22 protein-coding genes are annotated in these 22,529 nt (G+C 66.3%); 13 read left to right on the forward strand and 9 right to left on the reverse strand.

The genetic code is table 11. The features are described from left to right. The first annotated feature begins 3 nt into the window (after positions 1-3). A complete protein-coding gene (locus tag PX52LOC_RS10305; RefSeq protein ID WP_149110015.1) occupies positions 4-381 on the forward strand; it encodes a hypothetical protein in 378 nt (125 codons plus the stop codon). Positions 382-463: 82 nt separating this feature from the next. Here the strand turns inward: PX52LOC_RS10305 and PX52LOC_RS40375 are convergent, their stop codons facing one another. The 3 genes from PX52LOC_RS40375 to tuf all read right to left on the reverse strand — a co-directional run bounded on the left by PX52LOC_RS40375 (position 464) and on the right by tuf (position 5,501). Continuing rightward, on the reverse strand, positions 464-1,456 hold the full coding sequence (locus PX52LOC_RS40375) for a hypothetical protein (RefSeq protein ID WP_168218909.1): 993 nt from the start codon (positions 1,454-1,456) through the stop codon (positions 464-466). 74 nt (positions 1,457-1,530) lie between these two features. Then, a complete protein-coding gene (locus PX52LOC_RS10315; protein ID WP_149110016.1) occupies positions 1,531-4,137 on the reverse strand; it encodes an alkaline phosphatase family protein in 2,607 nt (868 codons plus the stop codon). Positions 4,138-4,325: 188 nt separating this feature from the next. Further along, positions 4,326-5,501 (reverse strand): elongation factor Tu, encoded by a 1,176-nt coding sequence (tuf, locus tag PX52LOC_RS10320; RefSeq protein ID WP_390637020.1) that lies wholly within the window; start codon positions 5,499-5,501, stop codon positions 4,326-4,328. Between the two features lie 224 nt (positions 5,502-5,725). Here tuf and PX52LOC_RS10325 point away from each other — a divergent pair, with 224 nt between their 5' ends. The 9 genes from PX52LOC_RS10325 (at position 5,726) to PX52LOC_RS10365 (ending at position 15,068) form a co-directional block, all read left to right on the forward strand. Continuing rightward, positions 5,726-7,330, forward strand: coding sequence for a M28 family peptidase (locus PX52LOC_RS10325; RefSeq protein ID WP_149110018.1), 1,605 nt, complete (start codon positions 5,726-5,728; stop codon positions 7,328-7,330). Between the two features lie 130 nt (positions 7,331-7,460). Next, on the forward strand, positions 7,461-8,816 hold the full coding sequence (locus PX52LOC_RS10330; RefSeq protein WP_149110019.1) for a sulfatase-like hydrolase/transferase: 1,356 nt from the start codon (positions 7,461-7,463) through the stop codon (positions 8,814-8,816). A 160-nt stretch (positions 8,817-8,976) separates the two neighbouring features. After that, positions 8,977-10,221 carry an RNA polymerase sigma factor gene (locus PX52LOC_RS10335; RefSeq protein WP_149110020.1) on the forward strand — a complete coding sequence of 415 codons (1,245 nt, stop codon included), beginning with the start codon at positions 8,977-8,979 and terminating at the stop codon, positions 10,219-10,221. Positions 10,222-10,299: 78 nt separating this feature from the next. Further along, positions 10,300-10,653 (forward strand): YciI family protein, encoded by a 354-nt coding sequence (locus tag PX52LOC_RS10340; protein WP_149110021.1) that lies wholly within the window; start codon positions 10,300-10,302, stop codon positions 10,651-10,653. A 20-nt stretch (positions 10,654-10,673) separates the two neighbouring features. After that, a complete protein-coding gene (locus PX52LOC_RS10345; protein ID WP_246173684.1) occupies positions 10,674-11,117 on the forward strand; it encodes a DoxX family protein in 444 nt (147 codons plus the stop codon). Between the two features lie 34 nt (positions 11,118-11,151). Continuing rightward, positions 11,152-11,583 (forward strand): YciI family protein, encoded by a 432-nt coding sequence (locus PX52LOC_RS10350; RefSeq protein ID WP_149110022.1) that lies wholly within the window; start codon positions 11,152-11,154, stop codon positions 11,581-11,583. Positions 11,584-11,609: 26 nt separating this feature from the next. Next, positions 11,610-12,020 (forward strand): VOC family protein, encoded by a 411-nt coding sequence (locus PX52LOC_RS10355; protein WP_149110023.1) that lies wholly within the window; start codon positions 11,610-11,612, stop codon positions 12,018-12,020. Between the two features lie 76 nt (positions 12,021-12,096). Beyond that, complete coding sequence (gene glpK, locus PX52LOC_RS10360) at positions 12,097-13,584, forward strand: glycerol kinase GlpK (protein WP_149110024.1); 1,488 nt, start codon at positions 12,097-12,099, stop codon at positions 13,582-13,584. Continuing rightward, positions 13,539-15,068 carry a glycerol-3-phosphate dehydrogenase/oxidase gene (locus PX52LOC_RS10365; RefSeq protein WP_218575323.1) on the forward strand — a complete coding sequence of 510 codons (1,530 nt, stop codon included), beginning with the start codon at positions 13,539-13,541 and terminating at the stop codon, positions 15,066-15,068. Before glpK ends, PX52LOC_RS10365 begins: the two co-directional genes overlap by 46 nt. Here PX52LOC_RS10365 and PX52LOC_RS10370 read toward each other — a convergent pair. Both PX52LOC_RS10370 and PX52LOC_RS10375 read right to left on the reverse strand, forming a co-directional pair. Continuing rightward, positions 15,022-15,759, reverse strand: a complete 738-nt coding sequence (locus tag PX52LOC_RS10370) for an MIP/aquaporin family protein (protein ID WP_149110025.1) — start codon at positions 15,757-15,759, stop codon at positions 15,022-15,024. The two genes, PX52LOC_RS10365 and PX52LOC_RS10370, sit on opposite strands and share 47 nt — an antisense overlap. Positions 15,760-15,796: 37 nt before the next feature. Continuing rightward, positions 15,797-16,564 carry an endonuclease gene (locus PX52LOC_RS10375; protein WP_149110026.1) on the reverse strand — a complete coding sequence of 256 codons (768 nt, stop codon included), beginning with the start codon at positions 16,562-16,564 and terminating at the stop codon, positions 15,797-15,799. 188 nt (positions 16,565-16,752) lie between these two features. Between PX52LOC_RS10375 and PX52LOC_RS10380 the strand changes: the two genes are divergently transcribed. The 3 genes from PX52LOC_RS10380 (at position 16,753) to PX52LOC_RS10390 (ending at position 18,693) form a co-directional block, all read left to right on the forward strand. Beyond that, complete coding sequence (locus PX52LOC_RS10380) at positions 16,753-17,511, forward strand: phosphopantothenoylcysteine decarboxylase domain-containing protein (protein WP_168218910.1); 759 nt, start codon at positions 16,753-16,755, stop codon at positions 17,509-17,511. Beyond that, entirely contained in the window at positions 17,504-18,106 is a 603-nt protein-coding gene (locus PX52LOC_RS10385; protein ID WP_149110028.1) for a flavoprotein, read from the forward strand. The genes PX52LOC_RS10380 and PX52LOC_RS10385 overlap by 8 nt, the downstream gene beginning before the upstream one ends. Positions 18,107-18,288: 182 nt before the next feature. After that, on the forward strand, positions 18,289-18,693 hold the full coding sequence (locus PX52LOC_RS10390) for a hypothetical protein (protein WP_149110029.1): 405 nt from the start codon (positions 18,289-18,291) through the stop codon (positions 18,691-18,693). A gap of 222 nt (positions 18,694-18,915) precedes the next feature. Here the strand turns inward: PX52LOC_RS10390 and PX52LOC_RS10395 are convergent, their stop codons facing one another. From PX52LOC_RS10395 to rfaD, 4 genes are all read right to left on the reverse strand, one after another. Continuing rightward, entirely contained in the window at positions 18,916-20,109 is a 1,194-nt protein-coding gene (locus PX52LOC_RS10395; RefSeq protein ID WP_149110030.1) for a CCA tRNA nucleotidyltransferase, read from the reverse strand. A gap of 9 nt (positions 20,110-20,118) precedes the next feature. Beyond that, on the reverse strand, positions 20,119-20,364 hold the full coding sequence (locus tag PX52LOC_RS10400; RefSeq protein WP_168218911.1) for an H-X9-DG-CTERM domain-containing protein: 246 nt from the start codon (positions 20,362-20,364) through the stop codon (positions 20,119-20,121). Positions 20,365-20,457: 93 nt separating this feature from the next. Then, positions 20,458-21,507, reverse strand: a complete 1,050-nt coding sequence (locus tag PX52LOC_RS10405; protein WP_149110032.1) for an acyltransferase family protein — start codon at positions 21,505-21,507, stop codon at positions 20,458-20,460. Between the two features lie 14 nt (positions 21,508-21,521). Further along, on the reverse strand, positions 21,522-22,475 hold the full coding sequence (gene rfaD / locus PX52LOC_RS10410; protein WP_149110033.1) for an ADP-glyceromanno-heptose 6-epimerase: 954 nt from the start codon (positions 22,473-22,475) through the stop codon (positions 21,522-21,524). Positions 22,476-22,529: the final 54 nt, after the last annotated feature.

A 22,529-nucleotide genomic window follows, 5' to 3' on the forward strand; every position in this document is an offset into this window, starting at 1 on the left:
GAAATGACGCGATTCCAAAAGCGATTCTTCCTCAGCCTCGTCGGCCTCGTCTTACTGACGTTTGTGGGCTGGTTCTTCTCGGCGTATCCGCGGGGATTATTCGCGGCGTATGCCGATCGAGTTGCCGGTCATGACGAAATCAAAGTCTTCGGCTATCCGCCCCCGGAGATTGGGGAGTACAGCCGACTCCTCCGAGAGCGGTACGGGGTCAAGATGAATGTCGTCGCGGGGTGTGTCGTCACGCAAGACCTGGAGTGGTACGTGGACGGCTACAATTCTGTTTCCGAACCCCGCATCCGAGAAAAGTTTGGCAAGGACATCTTTGAAGAGTGTTGGAACGAGGCGAAACAGGCGATCCCAAAGAAGCCGGTCGATCGTTAGTTTCGATTTCATTTCCCGCGTAGCGGGTCGGCCAACGGCCGGTCGATGGCCGACCCGCTACGCGGCTCAAGACGAGTTGACGTCACGCCGCCCGCTTCATCTCTCGGTTCTGCGGCTGCTTCGTGATTCGCTCCACCCACCCGTCCACTTCCTCGCGCGGCAGCATTCGCAGCAGGTGCAGTTCGCCCTTGAGGGCCGAGAACCTGCGGCCGACGGGCCACTGTCGCGGGTACGTGGCCTCGCCGAGCAGCAGCACGCGCTCGCCGAGGACCGTCGGAATCACATGCGGCGATTCGTGGCCCCACAGCCAGTTCGCGGCCCCGTCGAAGCCGGTCGGCAGTGTGCCGTCGCTTCGCAGGGCGTTAGGGCGGAATAGTTGGTAGCTCGCGGTCGCGATTTCGGCGGCGGGGTCGGTCGGCTGGTCGATGTAAGCGTCGGCGACCCGTGCATCGGGGGCGGTGCCGGGGAAGTAGCCGCGGGTCGGTGAGCCGGTCGCGGCGTCGGCCAGAAGGACGTGCAGTTGGTCGAGGTTCACGATGCCCTGCAACTGGAAGCGGAAGCCGGCGCGGGCCGCGGGGTACAGCACCGTGACGATCACGTCGTCGGTCGCGGCGAGGAGGGCCGCGAACTCGTGACAGGCATTGTGGTTGGCGGCGAAACTCGCCAGCCGGTCGCGCAGTTGCGGCACCGCACGGGCCACGCGGCGGACTTCCACGCTGGCGGCACAGGCCGTGAAGGCGTCGTCGATCAGGTCGGTGAGGTCGGCCCACGCCCTCGCCCCGATCGGCATCTGGCGGGCCGTCGGGACCGTGAAGCGGTCGGCGAGGAAGTTCGGCCGGGCGGCCGGGCGTTCCTGGCCTTTCGAACCGGCGAAGAAGAACAGGGGCGGCACGCCCCAGCGTGTGGCCTTCCGTTCCCGCGCCCGGCAGGCGTCGCGGAACGGGACCGCGGCGGCCAGTGTGTCGTTGAGCTTCCGCAGCAGGCCGAGGGCGGCGAACGCGACGTTCGGCCCGTCGGCTTGCACGCCGGGCCGTCGGCTCGGCCCGGCTCGGAAGGGAATCACGTCTCGCGGCATCGGGTGGTCCTCATCCATGAGTACCCCATTACCGCACGAACCGCCGAATCGTGCAAGCCGAAGTGCGGCCGCCGTCAATCGTCGTCGTCATCGTCCTTCTTGTCCTTCTTCGGCTTCACCGGGACGAAGAACGCCGCCCGCACCGGGGCCGGCATCCGGCTGTTCGCCCCCTTCACCGACTTCCAGATGATGTCGTTGAACTGCAGGTCGTCGGCTTGGTCCTCTTTCGCGAGGTTCAGCTTCTGCGATAAGGCCGCGCCGACCGCCCCCGGCTTGTTCAGGGCCTTAATGTCCACCTTCGCCTGGGCGTGCGTGTAGGGGGTGAAGTCCGGCGTCGCCGAGAACGAGTGGTACATCGGCCGGGCGGCCGCGTCGAACTGGCTCATCGGCTTCAGGCCGAGGATCAGTTCCATCGTCCGCAACAAACTACTGGTCGAGTACATGGTCGAGTCCACGAACTTCCGCTTCGTGTACGGCGAAATCACCAGCGCCTCGACGCGGTGGGCGTCCACGTGGTCAGGGCCGTTCTGGGCGTCGTCTTCGATCACGAAGATGGCCGTCTCCTTCCAGAACTTCGACTTGCTCACCGCCTCGACGATGCGACCGAGGGCCAGGTCGTTGTCGGCCACCATCGCGCTCGGCGTCGGCTTGCCGACCCGCGTGCCGGCCGTGTGGTCGTTCGGCAGCTTGATGATCGTGAGTCGCGGGAACGTGCCCTCCTTCTCGAAGCGGGCGAGTTCTTCGATGAACCGATCGGCCCGAGCCTGGTCGGTCACGTCCAGATCGTAGCTGCGGAACTTCGGGTCGAAGTGGCCTTCGAGCGCCTTCACCGTGGCCCGGCCGTCCTCGAAGGTACCGTCGGCCTTCTTCTTGCCGTTCTCGATCCACTCGCCGTAGCTGCGGTAGCTCACGCCCGCGTCCTTCGCCCGGTCCCACAGGTAGCCGCCGGCCGGCCGGGCCATCTCGTCCATCGCCCCCTCGGCCGGGTAGCCGAACGTCTTCTTTGGACTGCCGCGGTAGCTCAGCGGCCACATCTTTTCGACGAAGTCCGTGGCGTAGGCCCCCATACTCCACTCGTGCCCGTCGGCCGAGACTTCCCCCTCGACGTAGGTGTTGTCGAGCAGTACGAACTCCGTCGCCAGCTTGTGCAAGTTCGGCGTGACCTGTTCCGGGAACAGGCACAGCGACGGCTCGCCGTTGCCCGCCTTGATGTCGCCGAAGACCTGATCGTAGGTGCGGTTCTCCTTCACGACGTAGATGCAGTGCTTGATCGGCGACTTGTCGCCCGCCTTCCGTGGGATCGGGTTGTCGGCGGCCACGCCCTCGGCTCGCGGCTCGTTCTCCTTGTTCAGCGGGCTGCACTGGTACGCGACCTTCGAATACTTCGCCATGTCGGCCGGCGTCGGCAGCGGGATCGTGCTGACGGTGCCGGAAAAGAGGCTGCCGATGTACTCGATGGTCGTCGTCGGTTTCTCCGGGTTCGGCCCGCTGGGGTTCGCCTTCGAGACGCGGCCTTTGCCGTTGGCCACGTAGAGCGTCTTGTCCTTCGGGTTGAAGCGGACGCTCGTCGGGTACCAACTCGTGGGGATGAAGCCGAGCGGCTTCACGGCCTTCGGGTCGGCGACGTTGAACACGGCGAGGTTGTTCGCGTCGGCGTTGGCCACGAACAACATCTCGCCGTCGGGCGTCAGGCACAGGCTGTTCGGCGTGTTGCCGCTGGGGGCCTGCGGGTAGAGGGCACAGTGAATCGTCTGCACCGTCTCGCCGGTGGCGGTGTCGAAGACGCTGACCTTCGTGGAGTTGGCGCACGCGACGAACAGCGTCCTGCCGTTCGGTGACAGGGCCATCTCGGTCGGGTGGGCCGCCGTCGGCCAGCCGGCAACGACCTTGTTCGTTTCCAGGTCGATGACGGCGACCTTCGCGTTCGCCCACAGCGACACGAACAGCCGCCGGCCGGACCGTTCGGCGAGGCAGGTGTACGGGAACGAGTTGTCCTTCACGACGCCCTTGCTCATGTCGTCGGCCACGTCTTTGTCCACTTCCCGACGGTTGTCCGGCGGGCTGGGCGGGTCGCCGAGCGGCACTTCCGGCTTCGTCTCGGCGGCGGTCAGGCGGATGACGACCTTGTTGTCCGGGTTGTCGAGCGGGACGCGCACCACGGCGTCAGCCCACACGGCCGCCACGAAGAGATCCTTCCCGGTCGTGTCGAGGCACAGGCCGCCCGCGACCATGCGGCCCTTCTCCTCGGCGATGCTGATCGTGCGGGCGTTGTGCAGGAGGCCCTTGTCGAAGTCCCAGACGTGGACGCGGTCGAACTCGCCGCCGCTGGCGTAGAGTTGCTTGCCGTCCGGCGAGAACGCGAGGCCGGTGAACGACTGCGGCATCGTCACCCGCGACACGATCTTCCGCGTCGTGTCGGCGAGGCCGATGATGGCGACTTCGTGATCGCGGTAGCCGTTGTGCAGCACCGCGGCGAACTGCCCGGTCGGGTGGAACTGGATGTTCACGGGGAAGTCGCCCACGTCGATCTGCTTGCCGGTCGCGTTGAGCTTCCAGCCGTTCGGCAACTGCACGAAGCCGTCCCGTTGAAGCCCCGGCAGCACGCGGGCCGGCGGCGGGGTTTTGGGTTCCTGTGCGACGGCAACGAGGCCGAGCAAAACGAACAAGGCAAGGGTCCGCATGGGAAGTGCTCCGGGTGGGTGCCGGGTATTATGCGAACGCGGACGGCGAGGGGACATGAAGTTCGTGTGAGGACCGATGAAGATGAAGGGATGAACAGGTGACTTGGTGATGGGGTGATAAACCGAAACCCGGTGGCGACCGGTTTTCTCACCACTTCACTTCTTCACCCGCTCACCCCTTCATCGAACTAAGCCAGCACTTCACTCACCTTGCCGCTGCCCACGGTCTTGCCGCCCTCGCGGATGGCGAACCGGCTGCCGGCTTCGAGGGCGATCGGTTTCTCCAGGCGGACTTCCACCCGCGTGTTGTCCCCCGGCATCACCATCTCGACCCCGCCCGGCAGTTGCACTTCGCCCGTCACGTTCGTGGTGCGAACGTAGAACTGCGGCTTGTACCCCGTGAAGAACGGCGTGTGACGGCCGCCCTCCTTTTGCGTCAGCACGTACAGTTCCGCGCGGAAGCGGCTACGCGGCTGGATGCTCCGCAAGGCAGCAATCACCTGCCCGCGTTGCACCTGGTCCGCCCGCACGCCCCGCAACAGGACGCCGACGTTCTGCCCGGCCTCGGCCACTTCGACGACCCGCTTGAAGGCTTCGACGCTCGTGACGACGGTTTCCACCACGTCGCCGAGCCCGAGCACTTCGACCTTGTCGCCGATTTTGACCGTGCCCTGTTCGATCTTGCCGGTCGCCACCGTGCCGCGGCCCTCGATCGTGTGAATGCCTTCCACGGCCATCAGGAACGGCCGGTCGATGGCCCGCACCGGCTCCGGGATGGACGTGTCGAGGGCGGCTAACAACTCCGCGATGCAGCGGGTGAACGCGGCATCCTTCGGGTGGTCGAGTGCCCCCTTCGCGTTGCCCCGAACGAACGGCACGGCATCGCCGTCGAAGCCGAACCGCGTGAGCAACTCCCGCGTTTCGAGTTCAACGAGGTCGATCAGGTCGGGGTCGTCAACGAGGTCGATCTTGTTGAGGAACACGACGATCTTCGGAACGCCGACCTGCCGGGCGAGCAGGACGTGTTCGCGGGTCTGCGGCATCGGGCCGTCCACGGCCGACAGCAACAGCACCGCCCCGTCCATCTGGGCGGCCCCGGTGATCATGTTCTTCACATAATCGGCGTGGCCGGGGCAGTCGATGTGGGCGTAGTGCCGCGTGGCGGTTTCGTACTCGACGTGCGAGGCCGTGATGGTCACGGTCTTCGTGTCGTCGCGCCGGGTGCCGCCCTTCGCAATGGCGTGGTAGTCTTTGATCTTGGCGAGGCCCTGTTGGGCTTGCACCGCGAGGATCGCGGCCGTGAGGGTCGTTTTACCGTGGTCGATGTGACCGATGGTGCCGACGTTGATGTGGGTCTTCTTCAAGGGATCACGCAAACTCCCGGTCGCGACGAGCGACCTACGGGTTTGCCGGGCCGGCCTGCCCAACCGCGATTCGCGATCTTTTCGCCACAACGAGCGACACCAGGGCGACAGTTCCCGGCGATGCCACCAGGCGAAGCGAGGGACACGCAGGGCGGGCGGAAGGTTCACGCGGGGCGGCCTCCGTAAGATGACTCGCACTCTCCGACCTTCGCGAGAAACCATCCATGCGTGTCCACCACTTGTTGATTCCCCTGCTCGCAATGGCCGGCCGAGTCGCGGCCGAGGGGCCGAGTGCCGAGCGGATGAAGGCCGACGTGGCGTACCTCGCCGGCGACCGGCTCGAAGGCCGCGGTCCGGGCACGCGCGGCGAGGAACTCACCACCGAGTACCTCGTCAAAGAGTTCACGAAGGCCGGCCTCAAGCCCGCCGGCGAGAAGGGCACGTTCTTCCAGGCGGTGCCCCTGCTGAAAATCACCACCGATCCGTCGGCGACCCTGACGGCAACCGCCGGCGACCGCACGCTGAACTTCCGCATCGAGGAAGAGTTCGCCGGCATCACCCACACGCAGCGCGAGGCGGCGGCGGTCGACGCGGAAGCCGTCTTCCTCGGCCACGGCATCACCGCCCCGGAGTTCGACTGGAACGACTACAAGGACATCGACGTGAAGGGCAAGGTCGTCGTCTTGTTCACCAACGAGCCGCCGTCGGACGACCCGAAGTTCTTCGGCGGCAAGGCGCTCACCTACTACGGCCGGTGGACCTACAAGTTCGAGGAGGCCGCCCGCCGCGGCGCGAAGGCGTGCTTCATCATCCACACGCCGGAAACGGCCGGCTACCCGTACTCGGTCGTGAAGCGGCTCGAAGGGGAGCAACTGAAGCACGACCCAGGCAGCCCACAGTTGACGTTCGCCGGGTGGCTGTCGCGCTCGGCCGGGGAGAAACTGTTCGCCCTGTCCGGCCGCACCGTGGACAGTGCCTTGAAGGAGGCCGACACCCGCGGGTTCAAGGCCGTGCCGCTCGGCGTGAAGGTGAAGGGCGAGTTCCCGACGAAAGTCGAAAAGCTCGTCAGCAACAACGTCATCGGCAGCGCGGAAGGCAGCGACCCCGCGTTGAAGTCCGAGGCTGTCGTATTCACGGCTCACTGGGACCACCTCGGCGTCGGCCGGGCGGTGATTGGCGATTCGATCTATAACGGTGCGGCCGACAACGCAACCGGCTGCGCGATTCTGATGGAACTGGCTCGCGAGTGGTCCAAGCTGTCGCCGAAGCCGAAGCGGTCGGCGTTATTCCTGGCGGTGACGGCCGAGGAGAAGGGCTTGCTCGGCTCGAAGTTCTACGCCGATCACCCGACCGTGTCGCTGGGGAAGACGGCGATCAACTTGAACTTCGACATGGTGCTGCCGCTGGGCGTGCCGGAATCGGTGGTCGTCACCGGGGCGGAGCGAACGACGGCGTTCCCGATCGTACAGGAGATGGCGTCGAAGAACCACCTCGCCATTGAGCCGGACCAGCGGGCACACCTGGGCATCTTCTACCGCTCCGACCACTTCTCGATGGCCCGTGCCGGAGTGCCGGCGTTCTCGGTCGGAGCGGGCGGGAAGGTGCAGGGCAAGCCGGCCGACTTCGCGAAGAAGGCTCACCAGGAGTTCACCGATAAGGCGTACCACACGCCGCAAGACGAGTTGAAGACCGACTGGGACTTTAGCGGCTTCCCAACGCTCGTGAGCTTCGCCCGCGACGTGGCCGTCGCGGCAGCCAACGCCGACACGCTGCCGACGTGGGTGGCCGGCGACGAGTTCAAGCCGGCCCGTGACAAGAGCATGAAGTGACTCGTTTTTTGGAACCCAGAGCGGAAGCGACGGGGTGATGCACTCCGCCCCACACCCCGTCGCTTCCGCTCTGGGTTCCAAAAGAAATTGAGGGGCTGATGTCCCCCTGCCAATGCATTTGAGGTTCCTCATGCGTCTCTGCCTCCTCGCACTCGTCCTTCTCGCCACCCCTGTCGCTGCGGCTGAGAAGCCGAACATCGTCGTGCTGCTCTGCGACGACCTCGGGTACGGCGACCTCGGCTGCTTCGCGCACCCGAAGGTGCTGACACCGAACCTTGACCAACTCGCGAAGGACGGCGTGAAACTCACGCATTGCTACGCCGCCGCGCCGGTCTGCTCGCCGTCGCGGGCGGGGCTGATGACCGGCCGCGTCCCCAACCGCCTTGGCATCCGCGACTGGATTCCCGCGGCCAGCGGCATCTTCCTGCGGCCGGAGGAAGTGACGGTCGCGCAGTTGCTTCAGAAGGCCGGGTATAAGACCTGCCACGCGGGGAAGTGGCACCTCAACAGTCAGTTCAACGGCAAGGAATGCACACCCGGCGACGCCGGGTTCGACCACTGGCTGGCCACGCAGAACAACGCCGCCCCGAACCACCTGAACCCGACGAATTTCGTCCGCAACCGCAAGAAGGCCGGGCCGCTCGAAGGGCCGTCGTCGCACGTCGTGGTGGCCGAGGCGATGCAGTTCCTCGACACGAACAAGGGAAAGCCGTTCTTCCTGAACCTCTGGTTCCACGAGGCGCACGAGCCGGTGATGGCGGCCGACGAGTTTCTGAAGCTGTACCCGAACGAAGCCGACCTCGACCACCGGCACTACTACGCCGACGTGTCACAGATGGACGCGGCCGTCGGCAAGCTTTTGAAGTACCTCGACGACCACAAACTGCGGGACAATACGCTCGTCGTGTTCAGCAGCGACAACGGCCCGGAGACGCACCTCCGCTATGCGAAGGCCAACCGCTCGCTCGGCTCGCCGGGGCCGCTGAAGGGGATGAAACTGCACGCGAGCGAAGGCGGCCTCCGCGTGCCGGGCATCGTCCGCTGGCCGGGCCGCGTGACGCCGGGCACAGTTTCCGAGGAGCCGGTGTGCAACGTCGATTTTCTGCCGACGTTCTGCGCCGTCGCGGGGGCCGAGTTGCCGAAGGTGCGAACGCTCGATGGGGCTGACGCAACGCCGGCGTTCGCCGGGAAGCCGGTTTCGCGGCCGCACCCGCTTTACTGGCAGTACGACTTTGCGATCAGCAAGCCGTGGACGGTGGCGATGCGGGACGGCCCGTGGAAGCTGCTCGCAAACGCCGCGTTGGACAAGTTCGAGTTACACAACTTGACCGCCGACACCGCCGAGGCGAAAGACTTGGCCGCAAGCGAACCGGACCGAGTGAAGCGGATGGCCGCCGAGATGAAGCGACTGCACGCCGAGGTGAACGCGGAAGGGGCGAAGTCAGGGAATCCGGTCGTGCCGGTGGTGAAAGAGGGGAACAAGTAAGGCGAGCGGCCCGGCGTAAGCGGGCCGTGTCTGGGTGGGCCAAGACACAGCCCGCTTACGCCGGGCCGCTCGCTGCTGAAACGGCAAACACGCCCGCAACCGACATCGCCACCACGAACGATTCGTGGCAAGGTTATCGCAAAAACCAGGAGGGGATGTGATGACCGCACCGGCCGCCGCGACCGTTCGGCAGACCGTGGACGACGTTTACCGCTCCGAGTCCCGCCGCGTGTTCGCGACGCTCACGCGGTTGCTCGGGGACTTCGACCTCGCGGAAGAAGCCTTGCACGAGGCGTTCGCGTCGGCTGTCGAGCAGTGGGACGCCGAGGGCGTGCCAACCAACCCACGGGCGTGGCTCGTGTCGGCCGGGCGGTTCAAGGCCATCGACGCGATCCGCCGCCGCAAACGATTGGACGCCTCCCTCGCGGAGATCAACGAGCGGCAAGAATCCCTCGCCGCCCCAGAACGCGACGGCGACGAGATCGAAGACGACCGCTTACGGCTCATCTTCACCTGCTGTCATCCCGCTCTCGCCGTCGAGGCACAAGTCGCGCTCACACTTCGCGAGGTGTGCGACCTGACGACCGAACAAATCGCGGCCGCTTTCCTCACGACGCCGGCCACGGTCGCGCAGCGGATCGTCCGGGGCAAAGCGAAGATCCGCGGGGCCGGTATTCCCTACGAAGTGCCCTCGCGGGCCGACCTGCCGGATCGCTTGGATTCCGTACTGTCGGTAATCTACCTCGTCTTCAACGAGGGATACTCGGCCTCGTCCGGCGAATCGCTCACGCGGGCGGACCTGTCGGCCGAGGCGATCAATCTGGGCCGACTGCTCGTCGAACTTCACCCGGACGCGGACGTCGTCGGCCTGCTCGCGCTCATGCTCCTCCACGAGTCGCGGCGGGCCGCCCGCACGTCCCCGGACGGCGATTTGATTCTGCTCGAAGACCAGGACCGGACGCGGTGGAACCGCCGACAGATTGCGGAAGGGCAGGCGCTCGTCGAGCGGGCGCTCGCGGCCGGGCCGGTCGGTGCGTACACGATTCAGGCGGCCATTGCGGCCGTTCACGCCGGTGCGGCGGCCTTCGCCGACACCGACTGGCCGCAAATCGTCGTCCTGTACGACCTGCTCGCGCAAGCCGATTCGTCGCCGGTGGTGGAACTTAACCGGGCCGTCGCCGTCGCCATGCGGGACGGCCCGCGGGCAGGATTGACCCTCGTCGATGACCTGCTCAACCGCGGCGAATTGGCGAACTACCACCTCGCGCACGCCGCCCGTGCCGACCTGTGCCGGCGACTCGGCGAGACACCTGCGGCCCGCGAATCGTATCGGCGGGCGTTGGACTTGACGCAGCAGGAACCAGAACGCCGGTTCCTGGAGCGACGCCTTCGCGAACTCGCCTGAATTTTTCCCGCTCGCCTGTCGATTCTCCCCTTCGCCGAACGACTACCTGGCAGAAGCCCCTTCCCGCGGAGAGAAGCGATGAAGTACATGCTGTTGATCTACACCAATGAATCCGATTATGCCGAGGGTGAGCGGGCCGCGTGCATGACCGAGTCGGTGGACCTGTGCCACCATTTGAAGGCCCGGGGGCAATACCTGGCGGCGTCGCCGTTGCAGTCGGTCTCGCTAGCCACGAGCGTCCGGGTTCGCGATGGAAAACGGCTCGTCACCGATGGACCATTCGCCGAAACTCGCGAGCAACTCGGCGGCTATTTCCTCATCGACGCCGAGAACCTCGACTCCGCCATCGAGATCGCCGGCCGCATCCCGGGTGCCCGCAAAGGCACGGTCGAAATCCGGCCGATCGAAGTACTTCACACCCTACCGTCATAACCCGAACTGGAGGCGAACCCGTGATCGTGAGCAACCCGGTTTACGAGCGGCCTACCGCGACTGCCGCACCCCTCGCGCCCCCGTCGTCGAAAGCCGCGATCTGGACCGGCCGTGTATTGAGCGCCCTGCCCGCCTTGTTCCTGCTGATGGATGGCGGGATGAAACTGGCGAAGCCGGACTTCGTCGTCAAGGCGACCACGGAACTCGGCTACTCGGAAGCCGTAATCGTGCCGCTGGGCATCGTGTTGACCCTCGCGACGATTCTGTACCTGATCCCGCGAACGGCCGTCCTCGGGGCGATCCTGCTGACCGGCTACCTCGGCGGTGCGGTGGACGTTCACGTCCGGGTCGGCCACGGGGCGTTCGAGATTCTGTTCCCGGTCGTCTTCGGCATCTTCCTCTGGCTCGGCCTCTACCTGCGTGACGCGCGGGTGCGGTCGCTGGTGCCGCTGCGGTCGGTGTAATTCTTCCCTCAACATTCCCAACCCGGAGAGTCCGATGAAAGTTATGGTGATCGTGAAGGCGTGCAAGGGTTCCGAAACCGGCGAGATGCCGAGCCAACAACTGCTCACCGAGATGGGCAACTACAACGAGCAACTCGTGAAGGCCGGGATCATGCTCGCCGGCGAGGGGCTGCACCCGAGTTCGAAGGGGAAGCGCGTCCGCTTCTCCGGCACCAACCGCACCGTGATTGACGGCCCGTTCGCCGAGACGAACGAACTCATCGCCGGCTACTGGATGTGGCAGGTGAAGTCGATGGCCGAGGCCGTCGAGTGGGTGAAGAAGTGCCCGAACCCGATGATGGAAGATTCCGAAATCGAACTCCGCCAGGTGTTCGACCCGGCCGACTTCGGCGAGGCGTTCACGCCGGAACTCCGCGAGCAAGAGGAGCGCATCCTCGCGGCGGCCGAGAAGAACAAGAAGGCGTAATACTCCACCCAAATTCTGAGGTTCCGATGGCGACCAAGATTTTCCTCACCCTGCCGGTTCGCGACCTGCCCGCGTCGAAGGCGTTCTTCACGGCCCTCGGCTACCGGTTCAACAACCAGTTCAGCGACGACACGACCGCGTGCCTGGTTATCAGCGACGACATCTACGCGATGCTGGGGACGCACGAGAAGTTCCGCCAGTTCTCGCCGCACCCCATCTGCGACGCGACGAAGTACAAGGAAGTGCTCATCACCTTGAGTTGCGAGAGCCGGGCGCACGTGGACGAACTGGCCGACAAGGCCGTGGCCGCCGGGGCCACGGTGTTCGAGGAGCCGTCGGACTACGGCTTCATGTACGCCCGCAGTTTCCTGGACCTCGACGGCCACGGGTGGAACATGATGTACATGGACCCGTCGCACGTGCAGCCGGAGTCGTGACGGAAGCGCCCTTCCACTGGGGCCGGCCGCGGCATACGTTAGCGCATCATCCCCGCCGCCTCCCCGGGCCGTTGCCATGAAGTACACCCTCTCTCTCGACGAAGGCACGACCAGCGCACGGGCCATCGTCTTCAACGACGAAGGCTCCGTCGTCGCCGTCGCCCAGAAAGAATTCGAACAGCACTTCCCGAAGCCCGGCTGGGTGGAACACGACGCGGACGAAATCTGGGCCGCCCAGATCGGCGTGGCTGTGGAAGCCCTCAGCCGGGCACGCATCGCCGCGAAGGACGTGGCCGCCGTCGGCATCGCCAACCAGCGCGAGACGACCGTCATCTGGGACCGCACTACCGGCACGCCGATCGGCCCGGCCATCGTCTGGCAGGACCGCCGCACCGCCGGCCTGTGCGACCGTCTCCGGGCCGACGGGCACGAAGCCCTGATTCAACAGCGGACCGGCCTGCTCATCGACGCCTACTTCTCCGGAAGCAAAGTCGCCTGGATGCTCGACAACGTCCCCGGCGCACGGGCGAAGGCCGAGGCCGGGCAGCTCGCGTTCGGCACTATCGACTCGTGGCTCGCGTGGAAGCTCACTGGCGGCAAACTCCACGTCACGGATATCAGCAACGCCTCGCGGACGATGCTGTTCAACATCCACACCGGCTGCTGGGACGACGACTTGTTGAAGCTGCTGAACGTGCCGCCGTCGCTGCTGCCGGAGGTGCGGGCGTCGAGCGAAGTTTACGGCGACATCACCGCTGGCGGATTGGCCGGGGTGCCGTTAGCCGGGATCGCGGGCGACCAGCAGGCGGCCCTCTTCGGCCAGATGTGCTTCGAGCCGGGGCTGACGAAGAACACCTACGGCACCGGCTGCTTCATGCTCCAGAACACCGGCCCGACGGCGGTCGCGTCCCGTAACCGGCTCCTCACAACCGTCGGCTGGAAGATTGGCGACGTGACGAGCTACGCGATGGAAGGGGCGGTCTTCGTCGGCGGGGCCGTGGTGCAGTGGCTTCGCGACGGGCTGAAGATCATCCGCAGTGCCGAGGAGGTCAACGCCTTGGCGGCGACGGTGCCGGACAACGGCGGCTTGTACATCGTCCCGGCGTTCACCGGCCTGGGTGCCCCGCACTGGGACCCTTACGCCCGCGGCACGATCGTCGGCATCACCCGCGGCACGACGGCCGGCCACCTCGCGCGGGCGGCCCTGGAGTCGATCGCGTTCCAGTCGGCCGAACTCCTCACCGCCATGCGGGCCGACGCCGGGCAACCGCCGGTCGAGATGCGCGTGGACGGCGGGGCGTGCCGCAGCGACTTGCTCATGCAGTGCCAGGCCGACTTACTCGGCATCCCGGTCGCCCGGCCGGAGGTGACGGAAACGACGGCCCTCGGCGCGGCCTACCTCGCGGGGTTGGCCGTCGGCGTGTGGAAGACGACCGGCGAACTCGCGAAGCAGTACCGCGTCGAACGCCGCTTCGAGCCACAGGTTCCGGCCGACCGTGTGGCGGCGATGGCGGCCGAGTGGTCGAAGGCGGTCGAACGCGCAAAGAACTGGGCGACGCCGTGACGCGGGCGGAATCGCTGGCGCGGGCTAGCGCGCAACCGTGGGACATCGTCGTCATCGGCGGCGGGGCAACCGGGGCGGGCGTGGCGGTCGATGCCGCCACCCGCGGTTACTCGGTGCTACTCCTCGAACAGCACGACTTCGGCAAGGGCACGTCGAGCCGCAGTACGAAGCTCGTCCACGGCGGCGTCCGCTATCTCGAACGCGGCGACGTCCGCCTCGTGACCGAAGCCCTCCGCGAACGATCCCGCCTGCTGGCGAACGCCCCGCACCTCGTCCGCGTGCAGCCGTTCATTGTGCCGGCTTATCGTTGGTGGGACGCCCCGTACTTCTTCGCCGGGCTGTCGCTATACGACCTACTTGCCGGGCGGTCGCCGTTCGGCCGGTCGAAGTACCTCAATCGCCGCGAAGTCCTGCGGCAACTGCCGACGATCCGCGCCGAGGGGCTTCGCGGCGGCATCCTCTACTACGACGGGCAGTTCGACGACGCGCGACTACTCATCGACCTGATTCAAACAGCCGTGAAGAACGGCGCGACCTGCCTCAACTACGCCCGCATAGTGCGGTTGCTGCACGATGGCGACCGCGTGACCGGCGTGGCGTTCACCGACGCCGAGACGGGAACCACGGCTGAAGTGTCGGCCCGCGTCGTGGTCAACGCGACCGGCGCGTTCTGCGATTCCATCCGCACCCTCGCCGACCCCGCCGCCCGGCCGATGGTGACGCCGAGCCAGGGGGCGCACCTTGTTTTTGATCGCTCGTTCCTGCCGGGCAACGCGGCAATGGTGGTGCCGAAGACGCCGGACGGCCGCGTGCTGTTCGCGATCCCGTGGCATGGCCGCACGCTCGTCGGCACGACCGACGTACCGGTGCCGACAACCGAACTCGAACCGCGGGCGACCGAGGCGGAGATCGACTTCATCCTCGAAACGGCCGGCCGCTACCTGGCGAAGACGCCGACGCGGGCGGACGTGTTGAGCGTCTTCGCTGGGATTCGCCCGTTGGTGAAGGCCGACGGTGGTACGAACACGGCGGCCCTGTCTCGCGATCACACCATCCGCACCGAGGCCGGCCTGTTGACCGTCACCGGCGGCAAGTGGACGACGTATCGCAACATGGCCGAGGACGCCGTGAACCGGGCCGCCGAGTTGGCCGGCCTGCCGCCGAAGCCGTGCCGCACGGCGAACCTTCGCATCACCGGCCCGATTGCTTCGGGGTCAGTCGTGCCGCTTCACCCACAATTGCCGTACACCGAAGCCGATATCGTGCGAGCCGTGCGGCACGAGATGGCCCGCACGGTGGAAGACGTGCTCTCCCGGCGGCTGCGGGCACTGATCCTCGACGCTGACGCTGCCGTCGAGATGGCCCCGCGCGTGGCGGCGTTGATGGCCGCGGAACTCGGCCGGGATGCTGCGTGGGAAGCGGAACAGGTGCGGGCCTTCACCGCCCTGGCGCGGGGATACCAGTTGCGTCGTGAATCAGCTTGAAGAGAACGGCCGCCGCCACGCCGCCGACGAACGGGCCGACGACGGGAATCCAGGCGTAACTCCAGTCCGACCCGCCCTTGCCGGCGATCGGCAGCACGGCGTGCGCGAGCCGCGGGCCGAGGTCGCGGGCCGGGTTGATCGCGTAGCCGGTTGTTCCCCCCAAGCTCAGACCGATGGCCCAGACCACGAGGCCGACGAACGGCGTTTCGAGCGATCCCGCACTCGCCTTCGAAATCGCCGACGCGACGAGGACCAGCACGAACGTGCCGATGATTTCGCTGAGCAGGTTCGCCATCGGGTCGCGGATGGCCGGGGCGGTGCAGAAGACGCCGAGCTTCGCCGCCGGGTCGGACGTTTCCTTCCAGTGTGGTAGGTAGTGCAGCCAGACAAACACGGCCCCGCAGAACGCCCCGAGGAACTCGGCCGCGATCATGGCGAGGTGGTCCGCCGCGGTGCCGTTTCCTTGTACGAGGTCGGCGAGTGGGCCGACCGGGTTGAGTGCCCCCGGCGCGCCGAACGCCTTCGCGACAAAGATGCCGCACGTCACGGCGAACGCCCACCCCGTGGCGACGACGATCCAGCCGGCGTTATGCGATTTCGATTTCGCCAGCAGCACGCCGGCCACGACGCCACCGCCGAGCAGGATCAGCACTGCGGTGCCGAGGAATTCGCCGAGGAAGAGGGCGGTCACGATGGAAGCTCCGGGAGAGGGCAGGGTCTATTCGCTATCACTTGGCCTTCGTCGCTGACACGATGGCCTTCCGGTCGCGGTCGATGCCAACCAGTCCGCCCGGCACCTTCGGATCGACCGCGATTCCCTGGCCGGGGAACGGGCACGTCAGGGCTTCGACGAATTCCAACTCGCCGCCCTTCGCGGGCAACTTCAGCCGGTACAGCACCTTGAAGTGGTGGTGCGTGACGAGCAGCGTGTCGCCGTCCCAGAGGCCGCCGGACGCGCTCATCGCGTCCCAATCGTCGACGACGATCTTCGGGAACGTCCAGCGGTCGAGTTCCTTGAAGTGCTCGTCCATCTTGAGGAGGATGGTCTGCGGGTTGTCCTTGCCGTAATGAGCGAAGCAGCACCACCAGAACTGGTCGGCCGGCTCCCGCACGCACCAGACGAGGCTGCCGGGCGGCTTCTCGAACGTGTGATGAACCTTCACGCTGTCGTCGGCCAGATCGTAGACGCGGATGTCGCTCGCCTCCGGCGTCGCGGGGTAGTTCGAGTGGGCGCAGTACACCTTGCCCTTCCAGACGAACGCGCTGTTGAGGTGCTTGGTGTCCTTCGTCGTGCCGGTACCCGCGAGTTTGCCAGTGGTGCGGTCGTACCGGGCAACGTGCGTGCTGGAAACCGCGTACAAGAACCTGTCGTCGGCCGCGGCCGCCTGATGGGCGTGTTCGGAGGCGGTTGTGGCGGCCGCCACCCAACCGGGCTTGAGCGGCAGCTTCGACGAACCGGCCGCCGCGAGGAAGAGGCTCAGGAATAGCACGGGCATCGGCGAGTTCTCGGAGAGGGAGGATGCTACTGTACCCACTTTCGGGCCGCGGAACCACTCCCCGCGTTGGGCCGGACGGGGCCGTTCATTTCGCCCCGACCGCACATTCTCTCACCCGCCTTTCTCACGGCCGCGTCGCACGTCTGAAATCCCCCTCGCTGGTCGGTTTTCGAGCTACAATCCAACGAATGAACCTGCTCATTACCGCCGGCAGTCCGCGGTCGCCCATCGACAAGGTGCGGTGCGTCGGCACGGTCTTCACCGGGCAGACCGGCGCACTCCTCGCCCGGGCGGCGTGGGGCCGCGGGCACACGGTCACGCTGCTGACCTCTAACGCCGAACGCCTGCCGGAAGTGCCTGCCGATGCGGGGCTGTCCGAGCGGCGACTGATGCCGATCGTCTACAACACGTTCGACGACCTGTCCGCCGTCATGCAGCAACAACTCCGCTCGAAGCCGATCGACGTGCTGATTCACACGGCCGCCGCCGCCGATTACCTCGTGGCCGGCTCATTCGCCCCCGAGTTGGGGACGTACTTCAACGTCCGCAACAAGGCGTGGGAAAGCCGCGAGAAGCCGACGATGATCGAACAGCCGACCGACCGCGCGAACTCCGGCGAGCCGGAATTGTGGGTGCGGCTCGTTCGGGCACCGCGGTTGGTGGACCGCCTCCGGGGGCCGTGGGGGTACAAGGGGCTGTTCGTCCGGTTCACCCTGGAAACCGCCCGGAGCGACGCCGAACTCCGCGGCGCGGCCGAGTTCACGCGGAAGCAGTCGGAGGCCGACCTGATCGTGGCCGGCACGTTCGAGTCGATGGCCCACTGGGTGTTAATGGGACCGGTGGACGGCCGGTACGAGCGGGTGCCGCGGCGGGAACTGGCGGACCGACTGATGCTCGTGGTCGAACACATGCGGCGGACCAATCAAGGAAGTTGGCACGATGAGTAACGTCCTCCTCGGCGTGACCGGCTCGGTCGCGGCGATCAAGACGCCGGACCTGGCGGCGGCGTTCGTGGCAAAGGGGCACGCGGTCAAGGTGGTGGCGACCGACGCGGCCGCGTATTTCTTCGACGTGGCCGCCGTACCGTGTCCGGTGGTCCGCGATTCCGACGAGTGGCCGAACGGCCGGTACGAGCGCGGCGACACGGTTCAGCACATCGAACTGCGGAAGTGGGCCGACGTGTTCGTGATCGCGCCGCTGGACGCGAACACGCTGGCGAAGCTGGCCGTCGGCCTGAGCGACAACTGCCTGACGTGCGTCTGGCGGGCATGGGACTCGGCGAAGCCGGTAGTGCTGGCCCCGGCGATGAACACGCTGATGTGGCAGCACCCGTTCACGCGGCGGCACCTGCGGTCGATCGCCGCCGACTTTGGCGGCGGCCACATCCCCGGTCACTTCGACGAGGACGCGCTGATCCCGGTCATCAACGACCGCTGCAAGGGGCTGCGGGTGGCGGCCCCGGTGTCGAAGACCCTCGCGTGTGGCGACGTGGGCGTCGGCGCGATGGCCGGTGTGGATGAGATCGTGCGGCTGGTGGGGTAGCGGTTTCAGAAGGCCGACTTCGTGCCACATCTCAAGATCAGGATTGGATGGCCTAATCGCAATGAATTTCGAGCACATTCCGATCCGTAGGCGAGAAATTTCTTGACCACGTTTTCGAGCCGTTGATACTATCCCGATCCGCCAATTGTGATAATCACTGGTTCCTCATGCGGAGGTTTACGATGACTCGCTCACTAATCGTGACGTTCGTGTTGGCAGTCGCGTCCGTGTCGACTGTGGCAGCCAACGACAAGCCCGTCGCCCGGGCGCAAGACGCGCCAGCGTTCGAGGGCAAGTGGTCCGGCCCGTGGACGAATTCTCTGAACGAGAAAGGGGAAAGCAAGCTGGAACTGACGGAGACCGCGGACGGGACGTTGACGGGCAGTTGGGACGGGTTCGAGGTGACCGGCCGGCGGGTGAACAAGACCACGTTCGAGATTCGGGGCCAGACGAAGACCCGGTCCTACCAGATGACGGGGACGGTCGCGAAGGGCGAACTGACGTTGAAGTACCTGGTGACCCGGTTGGGCGGGATGGACGGCTCTTACGATGGGAAGGCCACGTTGCAGCACAACCGCAGCCGGTAGACTGGACCCGGCGCGAAACCGGGCCGGCGGTGTACATAGTGATTCCGGGACGTGTATCCCTCCGGTGCCCGGCCAACCGGTGGGCTTGGGCGTTCGACCAACCCAGTCAGCCTCTGTTGCGGCCAACCCGGTCCAGGGGGGCACGACGACGATCACCAGATTGGACCCATGATCTTCGGTCGGTATGCCGTCTCGATGCCCACCCGTCGCGACGGGTGGGCTTCAGGGCTTCATCCCCTCCGCGAAGGTCGTCGCATCGGCGGCCGTCTGCAACTCGCCGTCCAACTGCTTCTGGCGGACCGTTTCCAGCACTCTCTTGAACAGCGGCCCCGGCTTCCACCCCATCGCGACGAGGTCGTCGCCGGTCAGCAGCGGCGGCGGGTCCAGCACCTCCGGCGGTGTGTCGTGCAGAATCGCTTCGCAGAAGTCGGCGTCGGCAGCAAAGCCTTCGGCCCGCGTCAGCGCGAGTAGGTCGCCGACGCCGGGGTGCGTCAGCAGCGGGTGGCGTTGGCTCGGCCGCAAGCTCGCGGCGTTTCGCAGGCCGACGTGGCGGTCCACCAGCCACTCGATGCGGTCCTTCTCGTCGTTCGACAACTTCAGTCGTTTCGCGATGTTCCCCGCCACCTTCTTCCCCACGGGCAGCAGCACCGCGGCGAAGGCGAGCGGAAAGGACGAGTCCGGCGGCAGGGCGGTCAGCAATCGCACATCTGGTGAAGGTACTTCTGGCAACACCGGCGACAGCAGGCCGAACTCCCGCAACAGTTCCGCGCCGCGGGCACGGTAGCGGTGGGCGAACAGCTTCCGCAGTTCTTCCGCGATCCGCTCCGCGCTGACGACGCGAATCTGCGACGCCATTCGCCGGGCCGCGTCCAAAGTCGCCGGGTCGATGGCCAACTCGAACCGCGTGGCCATCCGCACGGCCCGGAGGATGCGGAGCTTGTCTTCGGTGAAGCGGGCGGTCGGATCGCCGATGGCCCGCAGCACCTTCGCCCGCAGGTCGGCTTGTCCGCCGACGTAGTCGATGACTTGGTTCGCGATGGGGTCGAAGAACATCCCGTTGACCGTGAAGTCGCGGCGCTGTGCGTCCTCTTCCGGCGAACTGAACGTCACCGCGTCCGGCCGGCGGCCATCGCTGTAGTGGCCGTCGTTTCGGAACGTGGCGACCTGCACCTTCAGCCACTCGCCGTCGTCGCCGCGCGGCCCGAGGACTTCGATCACGCCGAACGCCGCCCCGACTTCGACGCACCGCCGGAAATTGCCTTTCACCTGTTCCGGTGTCGCGTCGGACGCCACGTCGTAGTCGGCCGGTGTTAGACCGAGTAACTCATCACGAACACAGCCGCCGGCCCACAACGCGCGGAACCCGGCGGCCTGCAATCGTCGAACAACGTCGGTGGCGAACTCTCTCTCGGTCATCGGGTCATTCTAATCGCCCGAGTACGGAACGGTGGTGTCCGCCAAGAAGCCGAGTTGGAACTTGTCGCTGGCGGTGTTCCACGCCGTCTGGTCGAACGGGGCGACGCTCGGCTTGTCCATCGTGCGCGTCTCGACGTGGCCGTCCACGAAGGCGACGTTGGCGGTGCCGCCGGCGAACCGGAACTGCGTCGCACTGATGCCGCTCGGCGTGATGGCGTAGGTCGTGCCTGACGTCACGTAGGGGCCGGTCGGCACGTCCAGCCGAAGTACCCGCCGAACGGCTCCTCCAGCGTGCCGTTCGACTAGCGCCGTGAGAACCTGTCGAGAACACAACTTGGCACGGAAGAGTCACGGAACTGCAAGGGGTGCCGGCCGGCGGCGGGCCGACACGAACGGCCGCTCGAAGAGGTAATGGAACGGCACGCTCGCGGCGCACACGCCGCCGACCACCAGCACGGCCCACGGCACGCCGCCGAACTCCGCGACCCGTGCCGCCCAGTCCATGCCGGCCATCAGCAGTGGGACGTGCAGCAGGTACACCGAGTACGAGATCGTTCCCAGAAAGGTCAACGGTTGCAGGAGTCGCGGCAGTGGGAAGGAAGAACTCAGCCACACTGCCAGCGCGAACCCGACGGCGAACAGGAACTCGGCGGCCACCATCTTCGAACTGCCGTCCGGGACGGCGGGGGCTTGCCACAGTCCGAAGGCCATCGCCGCCACGGCCGGCACCCAGGCCGATCTCACCGTGGCGACGTTCGCTTCTCGGGCCGCCACGACCGCCATCCCGAGCGCGAAGAACGGCCAGTGCGGCAGGAACCCCGCGTGCACGTAGGCGGTCGGACTCAGCAGGAAAGGACTCGTCACCACGGTGAGCGCGATCAGAGTGCGGTAGAACCACCGCCCACTGAACAGGGCCAGACTCACGACGAGGTAGAACTGTACCTCGATGGCCAGCGTCCAGAACGCCACGTTCACGGGCTGAAACTTGTGCCACGGCAGTTCGCCGGTCGGCTGGAACGTCTTCGTCAACAACCCGACGCCGAGCCAGTCTGCGGCCGAGTAACTCGGCCACCCGGCGGCCGTGTACCGCGACCACGAGGCAGGGCCGAGGGCGTAGACCGCGACGGCCACGAGAATCGCCGCCCACAGCGGCGGGTAAATGCGGGCCATGCGACGGAGCAAAAACGGGAGCGGTGGTTGACCCGTTAGAAGCGCCCGCCGGGCGGCGGCCGTGAGGCAGTAGCCGGAGATGACGAAGAACATCGGCACGCCGAAGTAGCCGAGCGCGAAGAACCGCGGGCCGAGGGGCGATTCTTCCCCGGCGAAACAAGCGAGGTGATAGCCGACCACCCAGAGGGCCGCGAGGCCGCGGAGGGGGTCGAGCAGGGCGTGGCGCATGGCGGAAGTCTAGCTCACGCTTTCGCGGTCTGTTCCAGCCATGCCACGTATTTTCGGACGGCATCTTCGAGGCTCGTCGCGGGCACGTTGCAGCCGACGCCGCGGAGCTTCGCCGTCTCGGCCTGCGTGTAGTTCTGGTACTGCTTCGCCAGATCGGCCGGCATGTCGATGAAGCTGATGTTCGGCTCGCGGCCGAGGGCGACGAACACCGCCTTCGCCAGATCGAAGAACGAGCGAGCCTGCCCCGTGCCGCTGTTGAAGACACCGCCGGGGTGGGGGTTCTTCCATAGCCATAGCATGTGGTTCACGCAGTCGTCCACGAACACAAAGTCCCGCAGTTGGCCGCCGTCGGCGTAAGCCGGGTCGCCGGAGCGGAACAGCTTCATGCCGCCGGTGGCGAGGATTTGCTTGTACGTCTGGAAGGCCACGCTCGCCATCCGGCCCTTGTGCGACTCGCGCGGGCCGAAGACGTTGAAGAACTTCAGCCCGGCCCATCGCGGCGGTGTCAGTTTCTGTTCGAGTGCCCAGATGTCGAAGTCATTCTTGCTCTTGCCGTACAGGTTCAACGGCGTGAGGTCGGTCGGCGGCGTGCGGTCGTCGAACCCCTTTGCCCCGTCGCCGTAGGTCGCGGCACTGGAGGCGTACAGGAACGGTCGCTCGCGGGTGGCGCACCACGTCCAGAGCCGTTGCGTGTACTCGACGTTGTTGCGGCGGAGGTAGTCCCAGTTCATCTCGGTGGTGGCACTGCACGCACCGAGGTGGAAGATCGCATCCGGCCGTAGGCGGTCGGCTTCGAGTTGTTGCAGGAAGGCGTCGTGTTCCAGGAACGTGAAGCCCTTCAGGCCGACGAAGTTCGCCGCCTTCGTGGCCGTCAGCGGGTGATCGACGAGCAAGAGATCGTGCTCGGCCTTCAGGCGGTGGGCGAGGTTCGAGCCGATGAACCCGGCGGCCCCGGTGATGACGATCATGGTGGAAGCCCTCAAAACCTTTAGGTTGTGTGGACAGTAGTGGCGGTCGGTCGC

The organism is Limnoglobus roseus (genome assembly GCF_008254045.1).
Taxonomy (GTDB): Bacteria; Planctomycetota; Planctomycetia; order Gemmatales; family Gemmataceae; genus Limnoglobus; species Limnoglobus roseus.